23 protein-coding genes are annotated in these 23,030 nt (G+C 58.8%); 6 read left to right on the top strand and 17 right to left on the bottom strand.

Annotation, left to right across the window (positions count from 1 at the left end; all coding sequences use genetic code 11):
* Positions 1–6 precede the first annotated feature (6 nt).
* Genes QZQ97_RS00670 through QZQ97_RS00655 form a run of 4 tightly spaced genes read right to left on the bottom strand, consistent with a single transcriptional unit; the run spans position 7 to position 3,664 of the window.
* Complete coding sequence (locus tag QZQ97_RS00670) at positions 7–507, bottom strand: protein disulfide oxidoreductase (protein WP_311991808.1); 501 nt, start codon at positions 505–507, stop codon at positions 7–9.
* Complete coding sequence (locus QZQ97_RS00665; protein WP_311991807.1) at positions 500–1,216, bottom strand: DsbA family protein; 717 nt, start codon at positions 1,214–1,216, stop codon at positions 500–502. Before QZQ97_RS00665 ends, QZQ97_RS00670 begins: the two co-directional genes overlap by 8 nt.
* Positions 1,213–3,249: a protein-disulfide reductase DsbD family protein gene (locus QZQ97_RS00660; RefSeq protein WP_311991806.1), complete on the bottom strand. Its 2,037-nt coding sequence runs from the start codon at positions 3,247–3,249 to the stop codon at positions 1,213–1,215. The genes QZQ97_RS00665 and QZQ97_RS00660 overlap by 4 nt, the downstream gene beginning before the upstream one ends.
* A 49-nt stretch (positions 3,250–3,298) precedes the next feature.
* Entirely contained in the window at positions 3,299–3,664 is a 366-nt protein-coding gene (locus QZQ97_RS00655) for a copper resistance protein (protein WP_311991805.1), read from the bottom strand.
* 305 nt (positions 3,665–3,969) lie between these two features.
* On the opposite strand from QZQ97_RS00655, the gene flk reads away from it, so the two are divergent.
* The gene (gene flk / locus QZQ97_RS00650; protein WP_311991804.1) at positions 3,970–5,001 is read left to right on the top strand and encodes a flagella biosynthesis regulator Flk; all 1,032 of its coding nucleotides are present in this window, start codon (positions 3,970–3,972) and stop codon (positions 4,999–5,001) included.
* 4 nt (positions 5,002–5,005) lie between these two features.
* On the opposite strand, the gene QZQ97_RS00645 is transcribed toward flk, so the two are convergent.
* Complete coding sequence (locus QZQ97_RS00645) at positions 5,006–5,461, bottom strand: rhodanese-like domain-containing protein (protein WP_311991803.1); 456 nt, start codon at positions 5,459–5,461, stop codon at positions 5,006–5,008.
* A 92-nt stretch (positions 5,462–5,553) separates the two neighbouring features.
* Here QZQ97_RS00645 and pdxR point away from each other — a divergent pair, with 92 nt between their 5' ends.
* The gene (gene pdxR / locus QZQ97_RS00640; protein WP_442994723.1) at positions 5,554–6,987 is read left to right on the top strand and encodes a MocR-like pyridoxine biosynthesis transcription factor PdxR; all 1,434 of its coding nucleotides are present in this window, start codon (positions 5,554–5,556) and stop codon (positions 6,985–6,987) included.
* Here pdxR and QZQ97_RS00635 read toward each other — a convergent pair.
* Both QZQ97_RS00635 and QZQ97_RS00630 read right to left on the bottom strand, forming a co-directional pair.
* On the bottom strand, positions 6,974–8,161 hold the full coding sequence (locus tag QZQ97_RS00635; protein WP_311991801.1) for an MFS transporter: 1,188 nt from the start codon (positions 8,159–8,161) through the stop codon (positions 6,974–6,976). The genes pdxR and QZQ97_RS00635 overlap by 14 nt on opposite strands.
* Positions 8,162–8,356: 195 nt before the next feature.
* Positions 8,357–9,253, bottom strand: coding sequence for an endonuclease/exonuclease/phosphatase family protein (locus tag QZQ97_RS00630; RefSeq protein ID WP_311991800.1), 897 nt, complete (start codon positions 9,251–9,253; stop codon positions 8,357–8,359).
* A 216-nt stretch (positions 9,254–9,469) separates the two neighbouring features.
* Here QZQ97_RS00630 and pepT point away from each other — a divergent pair, with 216 nt between their 5' ends.
* Positions 9,470–10,702 carry a peptidase T gene (gene pepT / locus QZQ97_RS00625; RefSeq protein ID WP_311991799.1) on the top strand — a complete coding sequence of 411 codons (1,233 nt, stop codon included), beginning with the start codon at positions 9,470–9,472 and terminating at the stop codon, positions 10,700–10,702.
* Between the two features lie 35 nt (positions 10,703–10,737).
* Here the strand turns inward: pepT and QZQ97_RS00620 are convergent, their stop codons facing one another.
* A complete protein-coding gene (locus tag QZQ97_RS00620; protein ID WP_311991798.1) occupies positions 10,738–11,850 on the bottom strand; it encodes an SLC13 family permease in 1,113 nt (370 codons plus the stop codon).
* A gap of 155 nt (positions 11,851–12,005) precedes the next feature.
* On the opposite strand from QZQ97_RS00620, the gene apbE reads away from it, so the two are divergent.
* A complete protein-coding gene (gene apbE / locus QZQ97_RS00615; RefSeq protein ID WP_311991797.1) occupies positions 12,006–13,037 on the top strand; it encodes an FAD:protein FMN transferase ApbE in 1,032 nt (343 codons plus the stop codon).
* Between the two features lie 64 nt (positions 13,038–13,101).
* Here the strand turns inward: apbE and QZQ97_RS00610 are convergent, their stop codons facing one another.
* Together QZQ97_RS00610 and fabB are read right to left on the bottom strand one after the other, a co-directional pair.
* Positions 13,102–13,323: a hypothetical protein gene (locus QZQ97_RS00610; protein WP_004947462.1), complete on the bottom strand. Its 222-nt coding sequence runs from the start codon at positions 13,321–13,323 to the stop codon at positions 13,102–13,104.
* 205 nt (positions 13,324–13,528) lie between these two features.
* Complete coding sequence (fabB, locus tag QZQ97_RS00605; protein ID WP_062868132.1) at positions 13,529–14,743, bottom strand: beta-ketoacyl-ACP synthase I; 1,215 nt, start codon at positions 14,741–14,743, stop codon at positions 13,529–13,531.
* 170 nt (positions 14,744–14,913) lie between these two features.
* Between fabB and mnmC the strand changes: the two genes are divergently transcribed.
* Positions 14,914–16,935 carry a bifunctional tRNA (5-methylaminomethyl-2-thiouridine)(34)-methyltransferase MnmD/FAD-dependent 5-carboxymethylaminomethyl-2-thiouridine(34) oxidoreductase MnmC gene (gene mnmC, locus QZQ97_RS00600; protein ID WP_311991796.1) on the top strand — a complete coding sequence of 674 codons (2,022 nt, stop codon included), beginning with the start codon at positions 14,914–14,916 and terminating at the stop codon, positions 16,933–16,935.
* Between the two features lie 42 nt (positions 16,936–16,977).
* On the opposite strand, the gene QZQ97_RS00595 is transcribed toward mnmC, so the two are convergent.
* The 6 genes from QZQ97_RS00595 to prmB form a co-directional block, all read right to left on the bottom strand.
* Positions 16,978–17,259, bottom strand: a complete 282-nt coding sequence (locus tag QZQ97_RS00595) for a YfcL family protein (protein ID WP_065506397.1) — start codon at positions 17,257–17,259, stop codon at positions 16,978–16,980.
* Between the two features lie 32 nt (positions 17,260–17,291).
* Positions 17,292–17,849: an elongation factor P hydroxylase gene (locus QZQ97_RS00590; protein WP_311991795.1), complete on the bottom strand. Its 558-nt coding sequence runs from the start codon at positions 17,847–17,849 to the stop codon at positions 17,292–17,294.
* A gap of 66 nt (positions 17,850–17,915) precedes the next feature.
* Positions 17,916–18,716 (bottom strand): sulfite exporter TauE/SafE family protein, encoded by an 801-nt coding sequence (locus QZQ97_RS00585; RefSeq protein WP_311991794.1) that lies wholly within the window; start codon positions 18,714–18,716, stop codon positions 17,916–17,918.
* Between the two features lie 3 nt (positions 18,717–18,719).
* Positions 18,720–19,547, bottom strand: coding sequence for a penicillin-insensitive murein endopeptidase (mepA, locus tag QZQ97_RS00580; protein WP_311991793.1), 828 nt, complete (start codon positions 19,545–19,547; stop codon positions 18,720–18,722).
* A gap of 5 nt (positions 19,548–19,552) precedes the next feature.
* Complete coding sequence (gene aroC, locus QZQ97_RS00575; protein WP_013813941.1) at positions 19,553–20,638, bottom strand: chorismate synthase; 1,086 nt, start codon at positions 20,636–20,638, stop codon at positions 19,553–19,555.
* Positions 20,639–20,699: 61 nt separating this feature from the next.
* Positions 20,700–21,632, bottom strand: a complete 933-nt coding sequence (gene prmB / locus QZQ97_RS00570; RefSeq protein WP_311991792.1) for a 50S ribosomal protein L3 N(5)-glutamine methyltransferase — start codon at positions 21,630–21,632, stop codon at positions 20,700–20,702.
* A gap of 183 nt (positions 21,633–21,815) precedes the next feature.
* Between prmB and smrB the strand changes: the two genes are divergently transcribed.
* On the top strand, positions 21,816–22,346 hold the full coding sequence (gene smrB / locus QZQ97_RS00565; protein WP_065506401.1) for an endonuclease SmrB: 531 nt from the start codon (positions 21,816–21,818) through the stop codon (positions 22,344–22,346).
* Positions 22,347–22,413: 67 nt separating this feature from the next.
* On the opposite strand, the gene sixA is transcribed toward smrB, so the two are convergent.
* Positions 22,414–22,896, bottom strand: coding sequence for a phosphohistidine phosphatase SixA (gene sixA / locus QZQ97_RS00560; protein ID WP_065506402.1), 483 nt, complete (start codon positions 22,894–22,896; stop codon positions 22,414–22,416).
* Positions 22,897–23,030 lie beyond the last annotated feature (134 nt).

The following is a 23,030-nucleotide window of genomic DNA, read 5'->3' as shown; positions in this document are numbered from 1 at the left end:
CGGTGTTTACCGCCCGGCCCACCACAAGCGCAGCTTCATCCCCCAGTAGCTGGTCCAGCCGGTGGTGCTCTGCACCACCTTGCCCTGGGAGATGACCACCAGCGTCGGGGTGACGCCCACCTGCCACTGCGCCGACAGCTCGCCGCGCGGATCGTTAATCACCGGCAGCGTCAGCCGTTTGCGCGCCAACCACTGTTCGACCTGCCGATCGTCACCGGAACGCAGCGCCACAGTCAGCACATTGCCGCCCTCCTCCGCCAGCCTGGTAACATACGGCGTGGTAAAGCGGCACACGCCGCACCAACTGGCCCAGAAATAGACCAGCAGCGGCTTGTCCCGGCTGAGCTGCGCGAGTGAAATCGTCTCGCCGCTCAGTGTGGTCAACGCCTGTGAATCGAAAGCCGCCGGCGCCTGCGGTGCGCGCAGCCAGTCCATCGCCATCACCACCGCCAGCACAATCAGCAGCAGAATCAAGAGTTCGCGCCCCCAGCGCCGCAGCCTAGCCATTTTTGGCCTTCGCGAGTTGCTGTTTCACTATCGTCTCCAACTCCTCGTAAGACACCGCACCCGGCAGCATCTGGTCGCCAATCAGCGTCGCAGGCGTTCCCTGCACACCCAGTTTTTCCGCCAGTTCCATGTTGGTACGCAGCGTAGTCATGCTCAGCTCGCTCGGCGCCACCGCCTTCACCCCGGTTTTCTGCTGGGCGGCGGCGATGCTGGCGCTGTCGTGGAAGCCCTTTTTCGCCATCAGCCGCTGGTGCAATGCCCAAAACTGGTTCGGATGTTGCTGCCAGGCAGTTAAAGCGACACGCGCCGAGCTGACCGAACTTTCGCCTTTGAACGGCAGCAGTTTCACCACCAGCGCTACCTCCGGATTTTGTTTGACGATTTTTTCCAGGATCGGATCAAAACGCTTACAGTACGGGCAGTTGTAATCCGTGAACACCACCAGCGTCAGCTTGGCGTTGCCGGCACCCAGTCGCGGGCTGGCGGGATCTTCATACAAGGCTTTGGCGTTTTGCTCAATCGCCTGGTCAATCTGCTGGCCGGCGGTCTGCTGCTGCCAGGCATCGACCGCCTGCGCCAGAATATCCGGGTTCGACACCAGGGTTTCACGGATCAGCGCCTTAATGCGTACCTCCTGCTCCGGAGTAAAGGGCGCGGCAGCCCAGGCTGGAGCGGCAATCAGCATCAATAACATCAGTAACTTTTTCATTGCGGTTTTCCTTCGGCGGCGGACAGGGTTTGCAACACCGCATCGCGGGTTAACAACGGGGACAACACCACACCCTCAGGGCTGCCCGGGCCATAAATCTGGTTAAAAGGCACGGCAACGCTGCCGCGCCGTTGCAGGAAGGCGCCGATCTCGGCAGAAGGACGGCTCCAGTCTCCCCGCAGAGCGACCACGTCTTCGGCATTCAGCGCTTTCTGCACATCGTCACGCAGCAGTACGTTGAATTTATTGGCCTTACAGGTGACGCACCAGTCGGCAGTGACGTCGATAAACACCCGTTTTCGCTCGACCAACGCCTGGGTGATCGCCTGCTCGCTCAGCGGTTGCCAGCGCACATTGTCCTGCAGCGGCTGACGCCACAACCCGGCGGTGAGCGAACCGGCCAACAACGCCACGCCGAACAACACCAGCGTGCCGGCAACCCATCCGGCAGCAAGGCGCACGCCATGCCGTCGCCATACCGCCAACAGCAGAGCCAGCAGCGCTATACCACCCACGGCCAACGTCGGGGTTGCGCCAATATGATTCACCATCAGGCTCAGCAGCCACAACGAAGAGGCCAGCATCAGCAACCCCATCGCCCACCGTAACGCGTTCATCCAACGTCCCGGACGCGGCAAACGCAGCGCCAGCGCCGGCCAGGCGGCGATCAGCAGCCACGGCGAACTCATGCCGATACCCAAGGCGACAAACATGCCCCACAGCACCGGCAGCGGCGCGGCCAGGGCAAAAGCCACGGCAGTGCCAAGAAAGGGGGCAGAACAGGGCGTCGCCAGCAAAGTGGCAAAAGCGCCCTGCCAGAAATGTCCGCTCAGACCGTGCCCGTTATGGGTCGCCAATTTGGTATTAAGCGAAGAGGAAAGCTGCACGTGGAACAGACCGAAAAGGTTGGCGCTGAACAACAGCGTTACCAACACCATAAAGCCGATAAACCACGGGTTTTGAAACTGAATGCCCCAGCCCAGCGCCTGATTGCTCAGCCGCAGCGCCGTCATCAGCAACGCCAATGCCATAAAGGATGCGACTATGCCCAATGACGAAGCCAGAAACTGCAGCCGGATGCTGCGCCGATCCCGCCGTTCCACCTGCAAAATCGACCCCAGCTTGATGCCGAGCACCGGCAGCACGCAGGGCATCAGGTTGAGGATCAGGCCACCGGCCAGCGCCATCAGTACCGCCTGCCACAGCGGGAAAGCCGCCGCAGCCGGTGAAGCCAGCGGCCCGCCAATCGGCAGTTGAACCTGCTGTGCAATACCGCCGTCACTGATGACCAGCGTCAGGGTTTTGCCGCGCAAGTCCGGTGCGGTATCCCCCCAGCCGTCACTGACAGGTACCCGCGCCAACATCCGGTTGCCGTCGGCACTGACCTGCGGTTTGCCGAGATCGGCATCCTCCAGCGTATCGAAAAACAGCTCGGGCTGCCGCCAACCGGCGGTGCGCTCGGCGCTGATCTGCAGTTCCCCGCGCTGATAACCGGCTTTAATGCCATCAACCAGGCCATCGGCAATCGGCACCTGCCCCATCGCCTGAGCAAAGTCGTGAGTAAACTGCGCGTCTGGCGGCGCGCCGAGATCGAGATTGAACGGATAGTCGGTCAAAATGCAGACGTTACTGCAGGTAGACAGCGTCAGAGTGCCCGCCAGTCGAGGCGATGCGGCTCCCTTGATCACTATCGGCAGTTCAACCCGATCGTGATATCCCTGGGTGGAAATGCCGGCTACGTCAAAACGCTGCGGTGTCGGCCAAAACCAGGTAGCCGGCGGCGGGTTACCTTGCCAGCTTATCGACGGCGCAATACCGCCTTCGCCGGGTGAACGCCAGTAGGTTTTCCAGCCTTGTTGCAATTCTATTGCCAGCAGCAACCGGGTCTCCCCACTGTGCGAAGTGTCGGCGCGTAGCCGCACTTTGGCGTGATCGTTGGCCGGGCTTTGCAGCCAGCCGCTGTCTGCCGCCTGCGAAGCGGGCAGCCACAGCATTAACAGGCAGGCAAGCGCCGACCTGATGATATTCAACATGTTTTTTCTCCATAAATGAGTCAATCACCAAACAAGACGGGCGATTAACTCATTCACGGAATACGCATAATCGGAGGTGTACCCTGAGGGTCGTGGGAGAAATCACTCTGGGAGGGGGAATACGCAGACGCGCGGCCACGGTGGGTGCCAACAGCACCAGCAGCAGGCCAAGACCGAACAGCAGGGTTTCGAACATCACCGGCGGCGCAGCCAACAGAGATTTGGCGCTCAGTTCGCAGGGCTTGGGCTGCAGTGCAGCGTCGTCATCGGTGGCGGAGAGTACGACGCCGGCAACGGGCAGGCCCATCGCCTGCTGCAACGCATGCAGGCCCGCCATGCGTTGAGTCATGCAGGTCAGCACGACCAGGCAAGCCAGGCATAAAAACCATTTTGCAATCCGCTGCTGTTTAACCATGCTGCCCTCAATGCCAAGTCTGGGCTTATCTTAGCGGCGCAGACGTGATTAGCAATCATTTTGCCTGTAAAGAAATGTCTGAGGGCGGTATTGATGGCGGCCATTTACAGGTATCATGGGGGCACACCTGCGCTTATCGCCGGGTACGACGATTTTTCTCTCCCCAAAGTAATTGGGGTTGCGGCAAGGCGGCAAGCAAGTGGATCACGATGAGCTTACTCAGGTAAGTGATTCGGGTGAGGTTGCACAGTCAACGCAGCGGCAACGTCAAGTAAGAAGGGGATACACAGCGAAGGACTGGTGATATGCAACCTTTGAGTGGACCGGGCACCCCGATCGCCAGCGATCGCCCTCCGAACCCGGGCAAAACCACAGCCACCGACGACAGCCCGCTCTCTCCGGCGCAGCGCACTACGCTGGAGAAGCTGATCGTGAAGATCATGGCGCTCAGTCCGGCCAAGTCCGCAGAAATCTGGGCCACGCTGCGTCACGATCTCGGGGCAGACCATAATAGCAGCGAACTGCAGGCGCGCCATTTCCAGCCGGCCGAACAGCTGTTGCAAAACCGCCTGAGCCAGGTGCAGCAAAGCCATGCCAACCGCCAGTTGCTGCAGCAGCTCACCGAACTGTTGCCGCAAGGCAATAATCGCCAGGCCGTCAGCGATTTTATTCGCCAGCAGTTTGGTCACACGGTACTGAGCCAATTGAGTCACCCGCAATTGCAACAGGTATTGAACCTGTTGCAGACCGGGGGCCTGGCCATTCCGCATCCGCAGCAAACCGCCACCAGCGATCGCCCACTGCTGCCTGCCGAGCATCAAAGCCTGCAACAGCAGGTGACCAAGCTCAGTGCCGCTACCGGCGAGTCACCGATCAAGATCTGGCAGAAGCTGTTTGATCTGGCCGGGGTAAAAACCAATGACCCGCTGCCGGCTCGCCACTTCCAACTGCTCAACCAGTTTTTGCAGGTCAAAGTCGCGCTTAGTCCGCAGACCGCACCGACGCTGAACAACCTGTTGGCCGCACTAAAACAACCGGCCGACCCGCAGGAACAGCAACAGTTGAATGACTACTGCCAGTCGCGTTTCAACTGCAATGCCAGCGCGCCGCTGACCCACCCGCAGATGAGCGATGCCGTCAACCAACTGTTCGCCCGTCGTCTGGAAAAAACCGGCCCTGCTCAGCCCATAACCGAGAGCTATGCCGAGCCGCAGCCGGTGCTTAATCCGCTGATTGCCGCATTGCCCCAACCGCTGAAAAATGCGCTGAGCAAGCCGGCGGGGGCGTTTATCCTGCTGATTCTGGTGCTGGCCGTGGTATTGGCACTGGTGTTTTAAACCTTCAGGCGCAACCGCAGTCTTCCTCTGCCGCACTGCCCTGCAACGAACCCGGTTGTTCACCGCTGGCCAACGGATGGCCATCGCGTTTCCAGAAATCCAGCCCGCCAATCAGCTCCTTCACCCTGAATCCCAGTTGCGCCAGCTTGTACGCCCCCTTGGTTGAACCGTTGCAGCCGATGCCGTCGCAATAGGTGACATAGACTTTGTCGTGCGCCAGATGCGCCGTGCCGGCCTCATCCATCAGCCGATGCGGTAAATTGATAGCGCCGGGAATATGCCCGGCCGCATACAAAACCTGCGCGCGAGTATCTATCACCAGGATCTCTCTGACGCCGTTGCGCAGATCTTCCGCCACGTCCCATGCGTCCGCGTAATAACTCAATTTCGCCGCCAGATAATCCAGGCTTTGCGCCGCCGGCCCAGGGGGAAATGCCAAAACCAATGAAGATGCCGCCATAAAATTAACTCCTGTTGATGAGATTGATGACAATCTTGCCTGATTTTGGTCTTATGATTGAGACCCATTATCGCCATAAGACAAGACCCATCATGAACAGTGCGCTCATCTCGCTTTTCCAACGGCCGGAACACGGCGAAGGTACCTTGCGTGAACGCGTTTGCGGCACGCTACGCCGCGCTATTCATAGCGGGACGCTGAGCCGTGGGCAACGGTTGCCCTCATCCCGGGTTCTGGCAGAGGATTTGGGCGTCTCGCGGGTGACCGCCGAGGCGGCGTACAGCCAACTGGAGGCTGAGGGGTATCTGCAGCGGCGGGTGGGTCAGGGCACCTTTGTGGCGATAAGCATCGTTAAATCCCCTCCAGGCACCAAAGCCACCGGCGAGCCGCGCCTGTCATCACGCGGCAGGCTTATCGTGCAAACCGGAGGCTGCCGCGATCCGCAGCAACCGCTGCCGTTTGCCGCCGGCTCGCCGGACCTCCGCGCCTTCCCGCTAAAGCTGTGGAAACAGCTCACCGCTCAACAATTGCGCCTGCGGGGAGAAACCCTGATGCGCTATGGCGACCCCCAAGGCTATTTGCCGTTGCGCGAAGCCATTGCCGGTTACATTGGCCAGGCACGCGGGGTCAATTGCGACGCGCAACAGGTTATTGTGCTGACCAGTTCGCAACAGGCACTACAGCTGATCGCCACCCTGCTATTGAACAGCGGCGACAAGGTATGGATGGAAGATCCCGGTTATGCCGGCGCCAGAAACGCCTTTACCAGCGCAGGTGCCGAGCTGGTACCCGTCGGTGTGGACGAAGCCGGTATGCGGCCACACGAACAGTTACCCATGCCGCAGCTGATTTATCTGACACCCTCACACCACTACCCCACCGGCGTGGCGCTTAACCTGGCACGGCGGCTCGAACTGTTGGCGTTGGCCCAGCGGCAGCAGGCATGGATTATTGAAGACGACTACGACAGTGAATTTCATTATGACGGCCAGCCGATGCCAGCGATGCAGGGGCTGGATCGTCAGGGGAACGTGCTGTATTCAGGGACCTTTTCCAAAGCGCTTTTCCCCTCTCTGCGGCTGGCCTATCTGGTGGTGCCGCCCGCGCTGGTGGAGCCTTTTACCCTCGCACGTACGGTTTACGACGGCCACAGCGCCCAACTGATGCAGGCGGTCACCGCCGAATTTATCCATCAGGGGCATTTTGCCGCCCACATCCGCTACATGCGCCAGCTGTACCGCAGCCGCCGTGACCACTTGCTGCAGGAAGTACAGGAAAAACTTGGACATTATGCCACCCCACAGCAGGCAGGAGGCGGGTTGCAACTCAGCGTCTGGTTGCCGCCGGGCCAGGAAACGGCCCTCACCCGCCAGGCGCAGCAGCGGGGTGTGGTCACGCCCGGGCTGGCGGCACAGTATCAAAGGGCGCAGGCACGACGCGACGGCTGGCTGTTGGGTTTCGCCGCCCTGACGCCGGGGGAGATCCGCGCCGGCGTCGAAAGGCTGGCGCGTATTATTCCCGTTTAGCGTTGCTGCGCGCAAACAGCAGCGTGAAACCCACGCCGGTCAAGGCGCACACCACTCCGGCCATAAACACCGACGAATAGCCCAACGATGTGGCCAACAGCCCGGTCAATGGACCGGTAATGGCGTAAGAGACATCCTGAAACGCCGAGTAACCGCCGACAGCCGTGCCGCGCACCTGCGGCGGCACGCGTTTCACCACCTCCACGCCCAACGCGGGGAAGATCAATGAGCAACCTAAACCGGTGAAAGCCGCCCCAATCAACGCCATCAGTGGCGTGTCGGCCGAGAACAGCAGCAGCAGGCCAAAGGCCTCAATCAGCAATGAAATCAGCGCCACGCGGATGCCGCCGAATTTGTCGGGATAATGGCCAAACAGCAGGCGCATCACCACAAATGCCACACCGAACATCGTTAACGCCAGGCCGGCATGCCCCCAGCCATTCGCGGTGAAATACAGAGAAACAAAAGTGCCAATCACCGCAAAGCCCACGCCCTGTAATGCCAGCGCTACGCCCGGCTGCCAAATGCTGCCCACCATTTTCCACAATGAAGGACGTTCACCGTGCGTTGGCGCTACCGCCGCGACACGCATATTCAATAGCATGGCGATCAACGGCAGCAGCAAGGTAGAAACGCCAAGCGCCGCAAAACCCCAGTGCTGATGCAATATCAGGCCTATCGGCGCGCCGACCGCCAGCGAGCCATAGATCGCCATGCCGGTCCAGGACATGACCTTGCCGGAGCGGGCAGCCCCCACCAAACCAAAACCCCAGGTCAGGGTACCGGTCAGCAGCAGACTTTCGCCGTAACCTAAAATCAGGCGCCCGAGGATAAGCAGGGCAAATTTGATCTCTGGTGCCGCCGGCAGCAACGCTGACGCCAGATAGGCGACGCCGGCCAGCGCGCAGGCAATCATCCCCTGCCGCGCCGAGCGTTTGCCGCCAAAGCGGTCGGCCAACCGGCCGGCGTAACCGCGGGTCAGGACCGTTGCCAGGAACTGAATGCCCACCGCGATCCCCACCATCAGGTTGCTCATGCCCAGTTCAAAATGCACATATAGCGGGATCACCGGCAACGGCAAGGCTACGGTCAGATAGGTGAGAAAGATCGCGCAGGTCAGCGAAAGCAGCGCTTTGTTAGCGGAAGGCTCCGCATGTGAAATCGTAGATGACATAGATTGCTCACTCAAAAGGGGAAATACAGAGAGAGCCAGATGACTCCAACGCTCTCTTCTCTCATTGCCAAAGGCAACAAGAACGAGCGCGTTGGATTACGTGAACGCTTACGCAACCCAGAACCCTGGGTTGTATCGCCAGATAGTAACCAGCGGGCTCTGCGGCTGTCAATCGCCCGTGGTTACTCAGGCCCTTTACTGCTCGGTCAGCCGCAGCTCGGCAACCACCGGCAGGTGATCGCTGACCGCCGGCCAGTGAATCCCATTCCAGTCGCCGCTGGCGTTAGGCACCGTCAGGCTGTCGAGATGCCAGCGTTGGGCATTGCCGCTAAAGATATAATCGACTTTGATTTCAGTATTTTCCGCCGGCCAACTGCGGCCATCTTGCGTCGCGGGCATGATGTCGTTCCAATAACGGCTCAGTTCGGTCCAGGTAACGCTGCCTGGCACGTCGTTCATGTCGCCGAACAGCAGCTTGATGCCGCGCATTTCAATGGTGCGATCGTTTAATTCACGCACCTGATCCAGGCGCATGGCCGGATCTTCCTTGGTATCCAGATGAGTATTGATCAGAGTGATCGGCGCCGGGAACTCGGGCACGTCGGTCTGGGCGCTAAAGGCAATGCGCTGTTCGCGCTGGCCGGAGGGCAGCGGATAAATCTTGCCGTCATGCAATGGGTATTTTGACAGAAACGCCAGGCCATATTCACCGCCGTCAAAGTCTATCGCCCGGCCAAAGGCTACGTACATGCCGGTCAGCTTGGCCAACTCCGCCGCCTGATCGAGTTTCCCGCTGCGGCCGGTAAGCTTGTCCACTTCCTGCAGCGCCACCACGTCAACGTTCATCGCCTTGATCGCCTTGGCGATGGCGGTCATGTCGCTGACTTTACCGGCGGCGATATTGAAGCTGGCGACGCGGATTTTCGGCGCCTGCTCCAGGTCATAGGTTTTGTTCTTCAGGCCACCGAGTGCGCTGGCCACTTCGCGGCTGTTGGCGTTGCTGTTGGCATTGCCGGCAGCGGTGGATGACCAGGCGGCGTGAGACATTCCCAGGGATAACAGAGTAATAAGCAAGGCATTACGTGAGCGCATAGGTTCTCCTTGAACGATCAGATTTTTTGTTGGGGCACCCTTTCCCCCACAGCTAACAACGATTTTGCCGCAGATACCCGCGACTATTTCCTAGTTGCGCCGCTATTTTTTTATTCTGCGCGGCGTCTCGCATTCCGACAGCGAAAGCATTGCAGCGATGGACAACCGGCTGATTTAGCATTAAAACCGATAGACAGCTTATCGAGAGGAACCCGCATGACCAGCGCCATTGCAGAACAGCTTACCGAACGCTTCTTTCGTTATCTGGCGGTCACCAGCCAGAGCGATGCCGCCGCCAGCGCCCTGCCCAGCACGGCTGGCCAACATGATATGGCAAAGCTGCTGGCAGCCGAGTTGCGCCAACTGGGGCTGAAGGATGTGCAAATCGACGAGCACGCCACCGTCACCGCCCGCAAACCCGGCACCCAACCCGGTGCGCCGCGTATCGGTTTCATTACCCATATAGATACCGTCGACGTCGGCCTGTCGGCGCATATTCATCCGCAGCGCCTGCGCTTTAGCGGCGAAGATCTCTGCCTGAACGCGGAGCACGACATTTGGCTGCGCACCGCCGAACATCCGGAGATCCGGGCCTATCCGAACGAAGACATTATTTTCAGCGACGGTACCAGCGTGCTCGGCGCCGATAACAAAGCGGCGGTTACGGTCGTGATGACCCTGCTGGCAAACCTCAGTGCCGCAGACCGCCACGGCGATATCCTGGTAGCGTTTGTGCCGGATGAGGAGATCGGCCTGCGCGGCGCCAAGGCGCTGGATTTGGCGCGCTTTGACGTGGATTTCGCCTACACCATCGACTGCTGCGAACTGGGCGAAGTGGTTTATGAAAACTTCAATGCGGCGGCGGCGGAGATCCGTATCGAGGGCGTGACTGCACATCCAATGTCGGCGAAGAATGTGCTGATCAACCCGATTCGCATCGCCAACGACATCATCAATCAGTTCGATATTCTGGATACGCCGGAGCATACCGAGGGGCGCGAAGGTTATTTCTGGTTCAACGACATCACCGCCAATGCCAACCTCGCCACACTGAAAGTGTCGATTCGCGATTTCGATCTGGCGGCGTTCAATGCGCGTAAGGAGCATATTCAGGAGGTAGTGCGGCAGGTGGCGGCGAACTACCCGCGCGCCAGGGTGAGCTGCAGCGTTACGGATATCTACAGCAATATCAGTAACTCGATCGGTGAAGACAAGCGCGCCATCGAGCTGATTTTCGGCGCCCTGGCCGCGCACGGCATTCCGCCGAAGGTGATCCCGATGCGCGGTGGCACCGACGGCGCAGCGCTTTCCAGCCGTGGCGTGGTGACGCCAAACTACTTCACCGGCGCGCACAATTTCCATTCGCGTTTTGAGTTTCTGCCGGTCAGTTCGTTTGTGAAATCTTATCAGGTGACCCGCAGCATTTGTTTGCTGGCGGCACGCGGCTAGGGGGCAGTCGGCCGTGCAGCACAGCACGGCCGGTGTCAGGCCAATATCCAGCCGAGCAGCGCTCCCCAGGCCAGCAATGGCAGAGAGTAGTAATGAAACTTCAGCCAGATCTTGCGCTCTCCCGCCATACGCAGCGCAATCAGGTTCGCCAGCGAACCAATCGCCAGCCCAAAGCCCCCGGCGTTCACCGCATAGGCCACCAACTGGCTGGAGGGCACGTAATTGAGCAGCAAAATGGTCGCCGGCACATTGCTGATGATCTGCGACAACCCAATCCCCAATGCGTAAATGCCGCCGTCACCCAGCCGGGCGATATCGGCGAACCAGGGCTGAATCGCCTGCAATTGGGTAAACAAGCCGACGTCGATAAACATGGCGATGAAGACAAAAATCAGGCTCCAGTCGATCTGCAGCAGCACCCGGCGTGCCAGCAACAAGAAACCGGCAAACACCGCCAACAGGCCGTACAGCGGCAAACCGACATCCAGGCACAGCAGAAAAATCGCGTACAGCGCCACGCAGCTCAGCAACAGCGGCCGCTGATAGGGATAGCCCTCGGTATGCGGTGCCTTTACGATATCCCGCGCCGGGAAGCTGAACCAGGTCATGGCCAGCAGACTGACCATCATCGCCGCACCAAAGGGGGCCATCTGAATGATGAACCCCAGGAAAGAGAGCGACGACTTGCTCCACAGCAGAATGTTTTGCGGATTGCCTATCGGCGTTAACAGCGAGCCGGCGTTGACCGCCAGCGCCTGGAAGATAATCAGCCGACTGATCGGCAGCGAAGAAAGTTTTTTTAGCGTAATGGTCAACGGAATGACGATAAACAGCGCGACGTCATTGGTCAGGAACGAAGACAACAGCGCGGCGGAAAACACCAAAAACATCGCCAGCCACCGTTCACTGTGCAACGTGTTGATGATTTTACGGCCAACAAAATCAAAATAACCGCTGACCTCAACGCCCTTGGTCAACAACATCAGCCCCAGCAGGGTAATAATGGTGCGCCAGTCGATAAAACCGGATAGCGCAGGCAATTGTTGCGGGTTAAGGGCGGCCATCACCACACCGGCCAACAGCAGGATGTGCAGGAAACGATCTTTCAGGAACGGCTGGAGCAGCCGGACAGCAGCGTTTGAACTCATGGTCATCGCTTCAAAAATCAATCTGGAATCAGGAGCCAGACGTTAGCCGAAGCGCGACGTCAACGCCAGCAAAATGCTATTTTACCTTTCTGCACTTTTCATTTGCCGCGCTTTACTTTATTTGTAGCGCCTTTCTACGTTTCAAAGGACTTTTCATGGTCAACGCTATCGCCAAAGGGCTACTGCTGAGCGCAGCGCTCAGTCTGCTTGCCGCCTGTAACGATCGGGAAACCCGCCCGCAGATCGACCTCGAAGGCAAAACCATGGGCACCTTCTACAGCGTCAAAATCAGCGGTGACGTCAGGATCAGCAAACCGTTGCTGCAACAGCAGGTCGACGCCTTGCTCGAACAGGCCAACGATGATATTTCCACCTACCGCTCCGGTTCGGTACTGTCGCGCTTTAACCAGTCGCACAGTACAGACCTGCAATCCATCCCGCGCGGGATGGCGGATATTATCCTGACGGCCCAGCGCATCGGCCGCGATACGCAGGGTGCGATGGATATTACCGTCGGCCCACTGGTGAATCTGTGGGGTTTCGGCCCGGACAAACGCGCCGTCAAGGTGCCGGATCAGCAGCAGATTGAAGCCGCGCAAAAAAATAGTGGCCTGCAGCATCTCAAATTGCTCAGCGATAGCCGCGGCGAGTGGCTGCAAAAAGATCTGCCGAACATGTATGTCGATCTCTCGACCCTGGGTGAAGGCTACGGCGTTGACCAGCTGGTTAAACTGATGGCGCGTAACGGCATCACCAACTATCTGGTGTCGGTTGGCGGTGCGGTGTCCTCACGCGGGGTCAACGGTCAGGGCAAGCCGTGGCGGGTAGCGATCCAAAAACCGACCGACAGGGAAAATGCGGTGCAGGCGCTGGTGGATCTGCAAGGTTACGGCATCAGTACCGCCGGCAGTTATCGCAACTATTTCGAACAGAATGGCCAGCGCTATTCGCACGTTATCGATCCTGTTACCGGCCGGCCCATTACCCACCGGCTGGTTTCCGCCACGGTGATCGCGCCAACGGCGCTGGAAGCCGACGGCTGGGATACCGGGCTGATGGTGCTCGGAACGGAAAAAGCGCTGAAACTGGCCGAAGAGAAAGGATTGGCGGTGTACCTGATCAGCAAAACCGATGACGGTTTCAGTGCCGTGATGACACCTCAGTTCAAAGCTTTTCTGGTGCAGTGATGTGAAAAAGCCCGACAATGCAAATTGCCGGGCTTTTCTATCACTATCGGATTTGGCGCGAAGGTTATTTCGTCAGTGCGATGATACCCAGCGTCAGACCGGCAACCGCAGCCGCCCCACCGGCGATAGCGCCCGCAGTTTCCCAGTTATCCTGCGTCGTGCCCTTCATGCAGGTGTTGGTGTGCACCAAACGCCCCTGATCGTCATAAACCGGGACACAAGGTGACTCAGTCGCGCACCCCGCCAGAAACACTGACAGCAACCCAACCGCAATTAACTTTTTCATACTCATGCCTCAAGGTTCGATCACTCTGAAAACGCTACGCCGAGTGATAATCGCGTTATCGGGCTATTGTATGCGTAAAAGGCTGAACGAGGCGTTAATGATCCGTCAAAAGATGTAATTTGGGATAACTCTGAACGGGCAGCGGCAGGCAGTAAAAAGCCCGCTGCGAAGCGGGCTTGTTCAACTGGCGCGGATTGTGGCTAAATTACTTTTGCAGCTTGCGCATCACCAACGTGGCGTTGGTGCCGCCGAAACCGAAGCTGTTGGACATCACGGTAGTCAGTTCGCGTTTGGTCGGCTGAGTCACGATGTTCATGCCTGCGGCTTTCTCATCCAGGTTGTCGATGTTGATGCTCGGCGCGATAAAGCCGTGCTCAACCATCAGCAGGCTGTAGATCGCTTCCTGTACGCCGGCGGCACCCAGTGAGTGACCGGTCATTGCCTTGGTGGACGAGATCGCCGGGGTGTTGTCGCCAAACACTTCACGGATTGCGCCCAGTTCTTTCACGTCGCCAACCGGCGTGGAAGTCCCGTGCACGTTCATGTAGTCGATTGGGGTATCAACGCCCTGCAGCGCCATCTTCATGCAACGCACTGCGCCTTCGCCCGAAGGAGCCACCATGTCGGCACCATCGGAGGTCGCACCGTAACCGATGATTTCAGCATAGATGTGCGCACCGCGCGCCAGAGCATGCTCCAGCTCTTCAACCACCACCATGCCGCCGCCACCGGCGATGACGAAACCGTCACGCGCAGAGTCATAGGTACGGGAAGCTTTTTCAGGGGTTTCATTATAGCTGGTGGACAGTGCGCCCATCGCATCGAACTCGCAGGCCATTTCCCAGCACAGTTCTTCACCACCGCCGGCAAATACCACGTCCTGCTTGCCCAGTTGGATCAGTTCTACCGCGTGACCAATGCAGTGTGCAGAGGTTGCGCAGGCAGAGCTGATGGAGTAGTTAACGCCGCGAATTTTGAACGGGGTTGCCAGGCATGCGGAAACGCCCGAAGCCATGGCCTTGGTCACCATGTAAGGACCAACGCCGCGCAGGCCTTTGGCGCGCATGCCGTCGGAACCTGCAACCTGGTTGCGCGGAGAACCGCCACCGGAGCCGACCACCAGACCGGTGCGATCGTTGGAAACCTGATCGGCCGCCAGGCCGGAATCCTTGATGGCTTCTTCCATGGAAAGATAGGCATAAACGGACGCGTCGCTCATAAAGCGCATCACTTTACGGTCGATCAGACCGGTAGTGTCCAGTTTAACATCGCCCCATACGTGACTACGCATGCCGGAATCTTTCAGCTCCTGGGAGAAAGTGATCCCAGAACGTCCTTCCTGCAGGCTCGCCAGGACCTCCTGCTGGTTGTTACCAATGCTGGAGACGATTCCCAGGCCAGTAATCACTGCACGTTTCATTCAGTACCTCTTCCACAATTTTACATTCGGGATTTTGCATCGCACTTTAGCGTACAGATGTACGCCGAACAAGTCCGATCAGCGTTTTTCAGCTTTATTCTTATCCAGTTTGCGCCATTTCGCCAGCCCCGTTAGAATCCCGTCACCCCTTGAGTTACGAGCAACTAACCGTGAGCCACGCCCCGATCCAAACCGCAGCGTTATCCTGGAACGAACAGGGTACACCTGTTTCGAAACAGTTTGATGACGTCTACTTTTCCAATCAGGATGGGCTGGAAGAAACCCGTTACGTGTTTCTCAAGGGCAACCGGCTACCGCCGCGTTTTAGCGAGCACCCTCACCCACTGTTTATCGTGGCGGAAACCGGCTTCGGTACCGGCCTCAACTTTTTAACCCTGTGGCAGGCGTTTGCCGGTTTTCGTACGGCGATGCCTGACGCCCCGCTGCAGCGGCTGCATTTCATCAGTTTTGAAAAATTCCCGCTGTTGCACGACGATCTGGCGGCCGCGCATGCACGCTGGCCGGAACTGGCCCCCTATGCCGATGAGCTTCGCGCCCAGTGGCCGCTGCCGTTACCGGGCTGCCACCGACTGCTGCTGGCGCAGGGCCGCATTACGCTGGATCTGTGGTTCGGCGACGTCAATGCGCTGCTGCCTCACTTTGATCCCAGCATGAATAACCAGGTCGACGCCTGGTTCCTCGATGGCTTTGCGCCGGCGAAAAACCCGGATATGTGGACTGAGCAACTGTTCGCTGCCATGGCGCGCTTCGCCCGGCCCGGAGGCACCCTCGCCACCTTTACCGCCGCAGGTTTTGTACGGCGCGGATTGCAGCAGGCCGGTTTTGACGTCACGAAAAGCAAAGGTTTCGGTCAAAAACGTGAAATGCTGATCGGCGAGTTGCCGGCTGATGCAGCGGCGGCCCCGCATCCCGCCCCCTGGTTCCTGCGCCCGGCGGCGGAAAATACTGACGATATCGCCATCATCGGCGGTGGCGTCGCCAGCGCGCTTATCGCCCTCGCTCTGTTGCGGCGCGGCGCGAAAGTCACGCTGTACTGCGCCGATCCGCAACCGGCCGAAGGCGCGTCAGGCAACCGTCAGGGCGCGCTCTATCCGTTGCTGAACGGTCGCGGTGACGCGCTGGAAACTTTTTTCAGCGCCGCTTTCCCGTTTGCCCGCCGCCAGTACGATGCGCTGTTGCAACAGGGTGTGGCGTTCGATCATCAATGGTGCGGCGTCAGCCAGTTGGCCTTTGATGAGAAGAGTGCCGGGAAAATTGCCAAAATAGTGGCGGCTGATTGGCCTTCGTCGTTGGCAGCACCGGCCGATCGCGCCACGCTCAGCGCACTGTGCGGCGTAGACAGCGGTTTTGGCGGCGTCAGCTACCCGCAAGGCGGTTGGCTGTGCCCGGCAGAGCTGACGCGGGGTGCAATTGCATTGGCGCAGCGCCAGGGAATGAGTTGCCATTATGAGTGCGACGTAAACAGCCTCATGCACACAGACGGCAATTGGCAGCTCGGCTTCAGCAATGCAACACCCCGTCGGCATGCCACGGTGATTCTGGCCAATGGCCATCGCCTTTCCGAGCTGCCGCAAAGTGAAGCGTTACCGGTGTACGCAGTACGCGGCCAGGTCTCCCATATACCCACCACGCCGGCGCTGAGTGAATTGAAGCAGGTACTGTGTTACGACGGCTATCTGACGCCGGTCAATGCCCATAATCAACAGCACTGCATCGGCGCCAGCTATCAGCGCGGCGATACCGCCATTGAATACCGCGAGGAAGAGCAGCAGGAGAACCGTGCACGACTGTTGCGCTGTCTGCCGGAACAGGCGTGGCCGCGGGAGGTAAACGTCAGCGCTCACCATGCCCGTTGCGGCGTACGCAGCGCCACCCGCGACCACCTGCCGATGATTGGCTCAGTGCCGGACTATCAGGCCACGCTGGTGCAGTATCAGGATTTGCAACGCCGCCACCAGCTTGGCGAAACCGTGGCGGACGCCCCGTTTTATCCCAATCTGTTTGTTCTTGGCGCACTGGGTTCGCGCGGGCTGTGTTCGGCACCGCTGGCGGCAGAGATCCTGGCGGCACAGCTGTTTGGCGAACCCTTGCCGGGCGACGCAGAGATGCTGGCAGCGTTGAACCCGAACCGGATGTGGGTGAGAAAATTGCTGAAGGGGCGTGCGGTCTAATGCAGAGATAACGGGGCGCTTTGAAGTGCCCCGTTATGGCGATCAGGTAATCGGCAGTGCGGTCTGGTACAGGTTTTCCCACATGCCGCGCACCAGCACCTGGTCCGGCGGCGATAACTCACCGGCGGTAATGGCTTTGTGCAGGCTGTTTTCCACCCGTGCTTTCAGCGCTTCGGCGGTGTGCTCACCGTGCTCTTCCGCTTCGGCCACCGCCAGCGTCAGATGACCGCGCAGGTAGCCACCGGCAAACAGTTCATCATCGCTGGCGTGCTCTACCATGTCATCAATCAGCGCCAAAATGCGCGCTTCGAATTCTGCGATCATCAAATTTCCTCATTAAATAGCAAGCTGTGGCGTTAACAGAAATCTTCCGGATAGGGAAAATGCCCGGCTGCCAGCGGTGGCGTATTGTAGAACGATTGTAATGCCTGAATAAAGCGTGCGGGCCTTGTGGGTATTCCCCGTTCCAGCAGCGATAACACTCGGTCGCGTACCTTGCGCTGGAAGGCGATGCGATCCGGCTCGCAATCACCGTTCAGGTTGTCGCAACTGACGTTAAACGGGAAACCGGCGGCCACGCAGAACATCCACTCCAGCGCCTGCGGTTTGATTTCTACCGCTTCGAATTCGCTTTGTGTTTGCGCATCGCGCCCGTCCGGGCAGTACCAGTAACCGAAATCCACCAATTTGCGGCGTTCTTCGCCGGCAATGCACCAGTGCGAGATCTCATGCAGGCCGCTGGCGTAATAGCCATGGGCAAAAACGATGCGGTGATACGGCAGTTCATCGTCGGCCGGCAGATAAATCGGCTCATCATCGCCCTTGACCAACCGCGTATTGTAGTCTTCGCTAAAGCATTGATTAAATATATCAATCAGCTGCTCGTATTGATGGATAGTCTGTGTGTCTGACATAAATAAAAACTCTATAACCACAAAAATAAAGTGGCAATTATTCCACTTTAATGCTCTCCTGGCATGCTAAATATGCAGCGCCAGCCACTGCTGAATTTCTGCGCCGTGGTTGTCGTACAGCAGCTTGCAGCTCATCACCAGCGAGACGATGACGATCATCGGCCGAATCAGCTTCTGCCCACGGGTCATCACCATATGTGCGCCCAGGCGAGCGCCGAGCACCTGCCCTACCAGCATCACCAGGCCAATGCCCCACACCACTTTGCCGCCGATGATAAAAAACGTCAGGCCGCCAACGTTGGAGGTGAAATTCAGCACCTTGGCGTGCGCGGTGGATTTGGCCAGATTGAAGCCGCACAACGTCACGTAGGCCAGCGCATAGAACGAACCGGCGCCAGGGCCAAAGAAACCGTCGTAAAAACCGACGCAGCCGCCGGCCACCAGCCCGAACGGCAAAGCGCTCAGGCGACGCTGCCGATCGTTTTCCCCCAGACGCGGGGTCAGCAGAAAGTACAGACCGATGCCAATCACCAGCAGCGGCAGCATTTGTCGCAGCAGATCGGCGCGCATATGCTGCACCAGAATCGCCCCGGCGATGGAGCCGATCAGCGCCAACAGGATCGTCAGTTTCTGATCGTTAAGATCCACCGCCCGCCGGCGGATAAAGTAAAGGCTGGCGGAAAACGACCCCCCCACCGACTGCAGCTTGTTGGTTGCCAGCGCCTGTGCCGGGGAAACGCCCACCGCCAGCAGCGCCGGCACGGTCAGCAGGCCGCCGCCACCGGCAATGGAATCGATAAACCCCGCCAGCAACGCCACCACAAACAAAACCCCGAGCATCTCGGGGCCTACGACGAACCAATCCATTTATTATTCCGCAGCGAAATGGTTATCCAGCAAAGCCTGACAGGAAGGCGGCAATGGCGGGGGTACCGGTTTACCCGGCTTGGCGCTTGGTTGATGCGGCACGAACCAGCTCGCCAGCTCCGCCCCACAGCCATCGCCCGGTGGCGGGGTATCCTGCTCTTTACACTCCAGGCTGCCTGCCGGACAACGCAAGCGCACGTGCATGTGCGCGCGGTGGCCGAACCACGGGCGGACCTTGTGCAACCAATCGCGATCGGCGCCGGCATCCAGACACAGGCGTTGCTTGATCGCCGGGTTGACGAAGATGCGCGTCACTTCTGCGTCCTGCGCCGCCATTTTGATCAGCGATTCAATCTGCGGTTGCCATTGACGCGCCACTACCTGTTTACCGTCGCCGGAAACCAGATCGATCGGCTGCGGTTTTAGCAGCTGCTGCGCGCTCCAACGCTGGCGCGGCAGCTGCAGCCAGATGTCGACATCAAGCCCGGACTGATGGCTGGCGTGACCGCTGCTAAAGCGCCCGCCGGCCGGCATCGCCATATCGCCGATCAGCACCGTACCCAGCGCTTTTTGGTTGGCTTTGCTGCTCAGGCGCTGAATGAACGCCAGCAGATCGGGGTGGCCGAAATAGCGGCGCTGATCGGGGCGCATCACCTGATAATCCGCTGAGTTCAGCGGCAACGGCTGGGCACCGACGATACACCCATTGGCAAAACCGCCAATCGCCTGTGGCGCGCCGGCCACCGGGCTCCCGATTTTCTGCCACGGCGTCAACGCCATCGCGGAACCTGAAGCCATCAGGGCAACGATGCCTAACATCCAGTTTTTCATCGCAATTACCAGCGCGGAACGTTAGAAACCACATCACCGTTTTGCGCACGCTGGCGCAGCAGGTGATCCATCAGCACAATCGCCATCATCGCTTCGGCGATCGGAACCGCTCGAATGCCTACGCAGGGATCGTGACGGCCGCGGGTAACCATTTCTACCGCTTCGCCCTGGCGATTGATGGTGCGGCCCGGCACCATAATGCTGGAGGTCGGTTTCAACGCCAGATGAGCTACCACCGGTTGGCCGCTGCTGATGCCGCCGAGAATGCCGCCCGCATGGTTGCTCTGGAAACCTTCCGGCGTGATTTCGTCGCGGTTTTCGCTGCCGCGCTTGGTCACCACGGCAAAACCGTCGCCGATTTCCACGCCTTTTACCGCGTTGATGCTCATTAACGCATGCGCCAGATCGGCATCCAGACGGTCAAACACCGGCTCACCGAGGCCCACCGGCACATTTTCGGCAATCACGCTGACTTTGGCGCCGATCGAGTCGCCCTCTTTTTTCAGCGCGCGCATCAGTTCGTCCAGCGCTTCCAGCTTGTCCGGGTCCGGGCAGAAGAACGGGTTCTGTTCGACTTGATCCCAATCTTTCAGTTCACACACCACGTCGCCGATTTGCGCCAGATAGCCGCGCACCTGTACGCCGAATTTCTGCTGCAGGTATTTCTTGGCTATCGCCCCCGCCGCTACGCGCATCGCGGTTTCACGCGCCGAAGAACGGCCGCCGCCACGGTAATCGCGTACGCCGTATTTTTGCTCGTAGGTATAATCTGCGTGGCCCGGACGGAACACGTCTTTGATGGCACCGTAATCCTGCGAACGCTGATCGGTGTTTTCAATCATCAGCCCAATGCTGGTGCCGGTCGTCACGCCTTCGAACACGCCGGAAAGAATCCGTACCTGATCCGGCTCGCGGCGTTGAGTGGTATAGCGCGAAGTCCCCGGACGGCGTCGGTCCAGATCGTGCTGCAAATCGGCTTCGGTAAGCGGGATACCCGGCGGTACACCGTCTACGATACATCCCAGCGCCACACCGTGAGATTCACCAAATGTGGTGACGCGGAAAATCTGCCCAATACTGTTTCCTGCCATCACGGCTCCTTACCGTTAATGATTATCTTTGTGGGCCCGCCGGAGCAGACCCGAAGAAGGCTTAGCTGCGGTAGAGGCTGAAGTGCTCTTTGCAATCGACCAGTTGCTGTTTGGTCAGCATGAACACGCCGTCACCGCCGTTTTCAAACTCCAGCCAGGTGAACGGAATATCCGGATATTGTTCCATCAGATGTACCATGCTGTTGCCCACTTCACAAATCAGCACGCCGTCGTCGCTCAGGTAATCCGGCGCGCAGGCCAGAATGCGGCGCACCAGCTTCAAGCCGTCGCTGCCCGCCGCCAGGCCCAGTTCCGGCTCAAAGCGGAACTCCTGCGGCAGATCGGACATGTCTTCCGCATCCACATACGGCGGGTTGGTGACGATAAGATCGTACTGGATCGCGGGAACGTCGCGGAACAGATCGGAGCGGATCGGGATAACCTGGTGCTCGACGCCATGCGCCTGAATGTTGCGCTCGGTCACCGCCAGCACGTCGCTGGAGATATCCACCGCGTCCACTTCCGCTTCCGGGAAAGCGTAGCCGCAGGCGATGGCGATACAGCCGCTGCCGGTGCACATGTCCAGAATGTGGCGCGGCGGGTGCGGGATCAGTGCGCTGAAGCGATCGTTGATCAGTTCGCCAATCGGCGAACGCGGTACCAGCACGCGCTCATCGACATAAAACTCCATGCCGCAGAACCAGGCTTTGTTGGTCAGATAAGCCACCGGAATGCGCTCATTGACGCGGCGAATCACGCGTTCAACGATGCGATGGCGCTCGCTGGAGGTCAAACGTGCGGTGTGCATGTCCTCTGGAATATCCAGCGGCAGGAACAGGCTTGGCAGTACCAATTGCACCGCTTCGTCCCACGGATTATCAGTTCCGTGACCATAGTAGATATTGGCGGCGTTGAAGCGGCTCACCGCCCAGCGCAGCATATCCTGAATGGTGTGCAGTTCATTCACTGCTTCGTCGACGAAAATTTTGTCCAATTTGCCCTCCGGCAGGCACTGTGATTCATGATTTAGCCGCATAGTTTGCCATGAAGCCCGCGACAAATCAGCAGCAATAGTCGCGTTAAGACATTCTCATTTTCATTCTGACGGGAGTTTTGCGTCGACAGATACCCGCGACACGGTAAACTGTCGTGATAAATGATTTCCGGTGAATAAAAAATGAAGAACAAGCACCCTCTGAGCAAAGATGAATTGCAGCTATTCAGAGAGTCGATAGCAGGCGCAAAAAAGCTGCGCCAGGATACCGTTGTCCACCCCAAACCCAAGCCAAAAACCCGGCAAATGGCACCGCAGCGCCTGCTGCAGGAGCAGGTGGACGCCAGCTATTATTTCTCGGACGAATATCAACCGCAGTTGGAAGAGGAAGGGCCGACCCGCTATGTACGCCCCGGCTACAGCGCGTATGAGTTGAAGAAGCTGCGACGCGGCGATTATTCACCGGACCTGTTTCTCGATCTGCACGGCCTGACCCAGATGCAGGCTAAACAAGAGTTGGGCGCGCTGATTGCCGCCTGCAAGCGTGAACACGTGCACTGCGCCTGCGTCATGCATGGCCACGGCAAGCACATCCTCAAACAGCAGACGCCGCTGTGGCTGGCGCAACACCCCGACGTACTGGCGTTCCACCAGGCCCCCAAAGAATGGGGCGGCAACGCGGCAATTCTGTTGCTGGTCGAACTGGCCGAGTAAACCGCAGATATGACAAAGGGCGATGTTAAACATCGCCCTTTCCTGGTTGGCTCCGCTATCCGGTGCCCTAAACTTTAGCCATCACCTGCGACGGGCTGACCTGCCATTCGAACTTGCCGTAGCTGCCGTCGGTTGCCAGATCGACATTGGCGATCGCGGAGGTCGCGAACATCGGCGGGCATTCGCCCGGACACAGCTCAGCGACCAAATAGCCCACCAGCGGCAGGTGGGAGACGATCAGCACGGAGTTGACCCCCTGCTGCGCCAGCGCCTGCAGATAGCTGCCGACCAGACTGGCATCACCGCCCGGCGTCAGCTCAGGCAGCACTTCTTCGCTTTCCGGCAGCGCTAAAGCTTCGCGCACCGTTTCCAGCGTCTGTTCAGCCCGCAGATAAGGGCTGACCAGCACTCGTTCAATATCCACAGACTTGGTGTTTAACCAGGCCGCCATCTGACGTGACTCATCACGGCCACAAACAGTAAGAGGTCTTACCGAATCGCTGGCCGCATCAAGTGCCGCCTCTCCGTGACGCATAATCAAAACTTGCATATTGCACCGCTGTTGTTGACAAAATAACGCTATACAGAAACGCCGAGCGTGCTGTATCGCCGAGTTTTACAACCCCAAAGCAAAAGCTTTGAAACGATAACGCGCCGTCTCTTTTATGGCGGCCGGGCATTTTG

This window comes from Serratia sp. root2, assembly GCF_031931805.1.
Lineage (GTDB): Bacteria > Pseudomonadota > Gammaproteobacteria > Enterobacterales > Enterobacteriaceae > Serratia > Serratia inhibens.
This window is presented reverse-complemented; position numbering and strand designations above follow the sequence as displayed.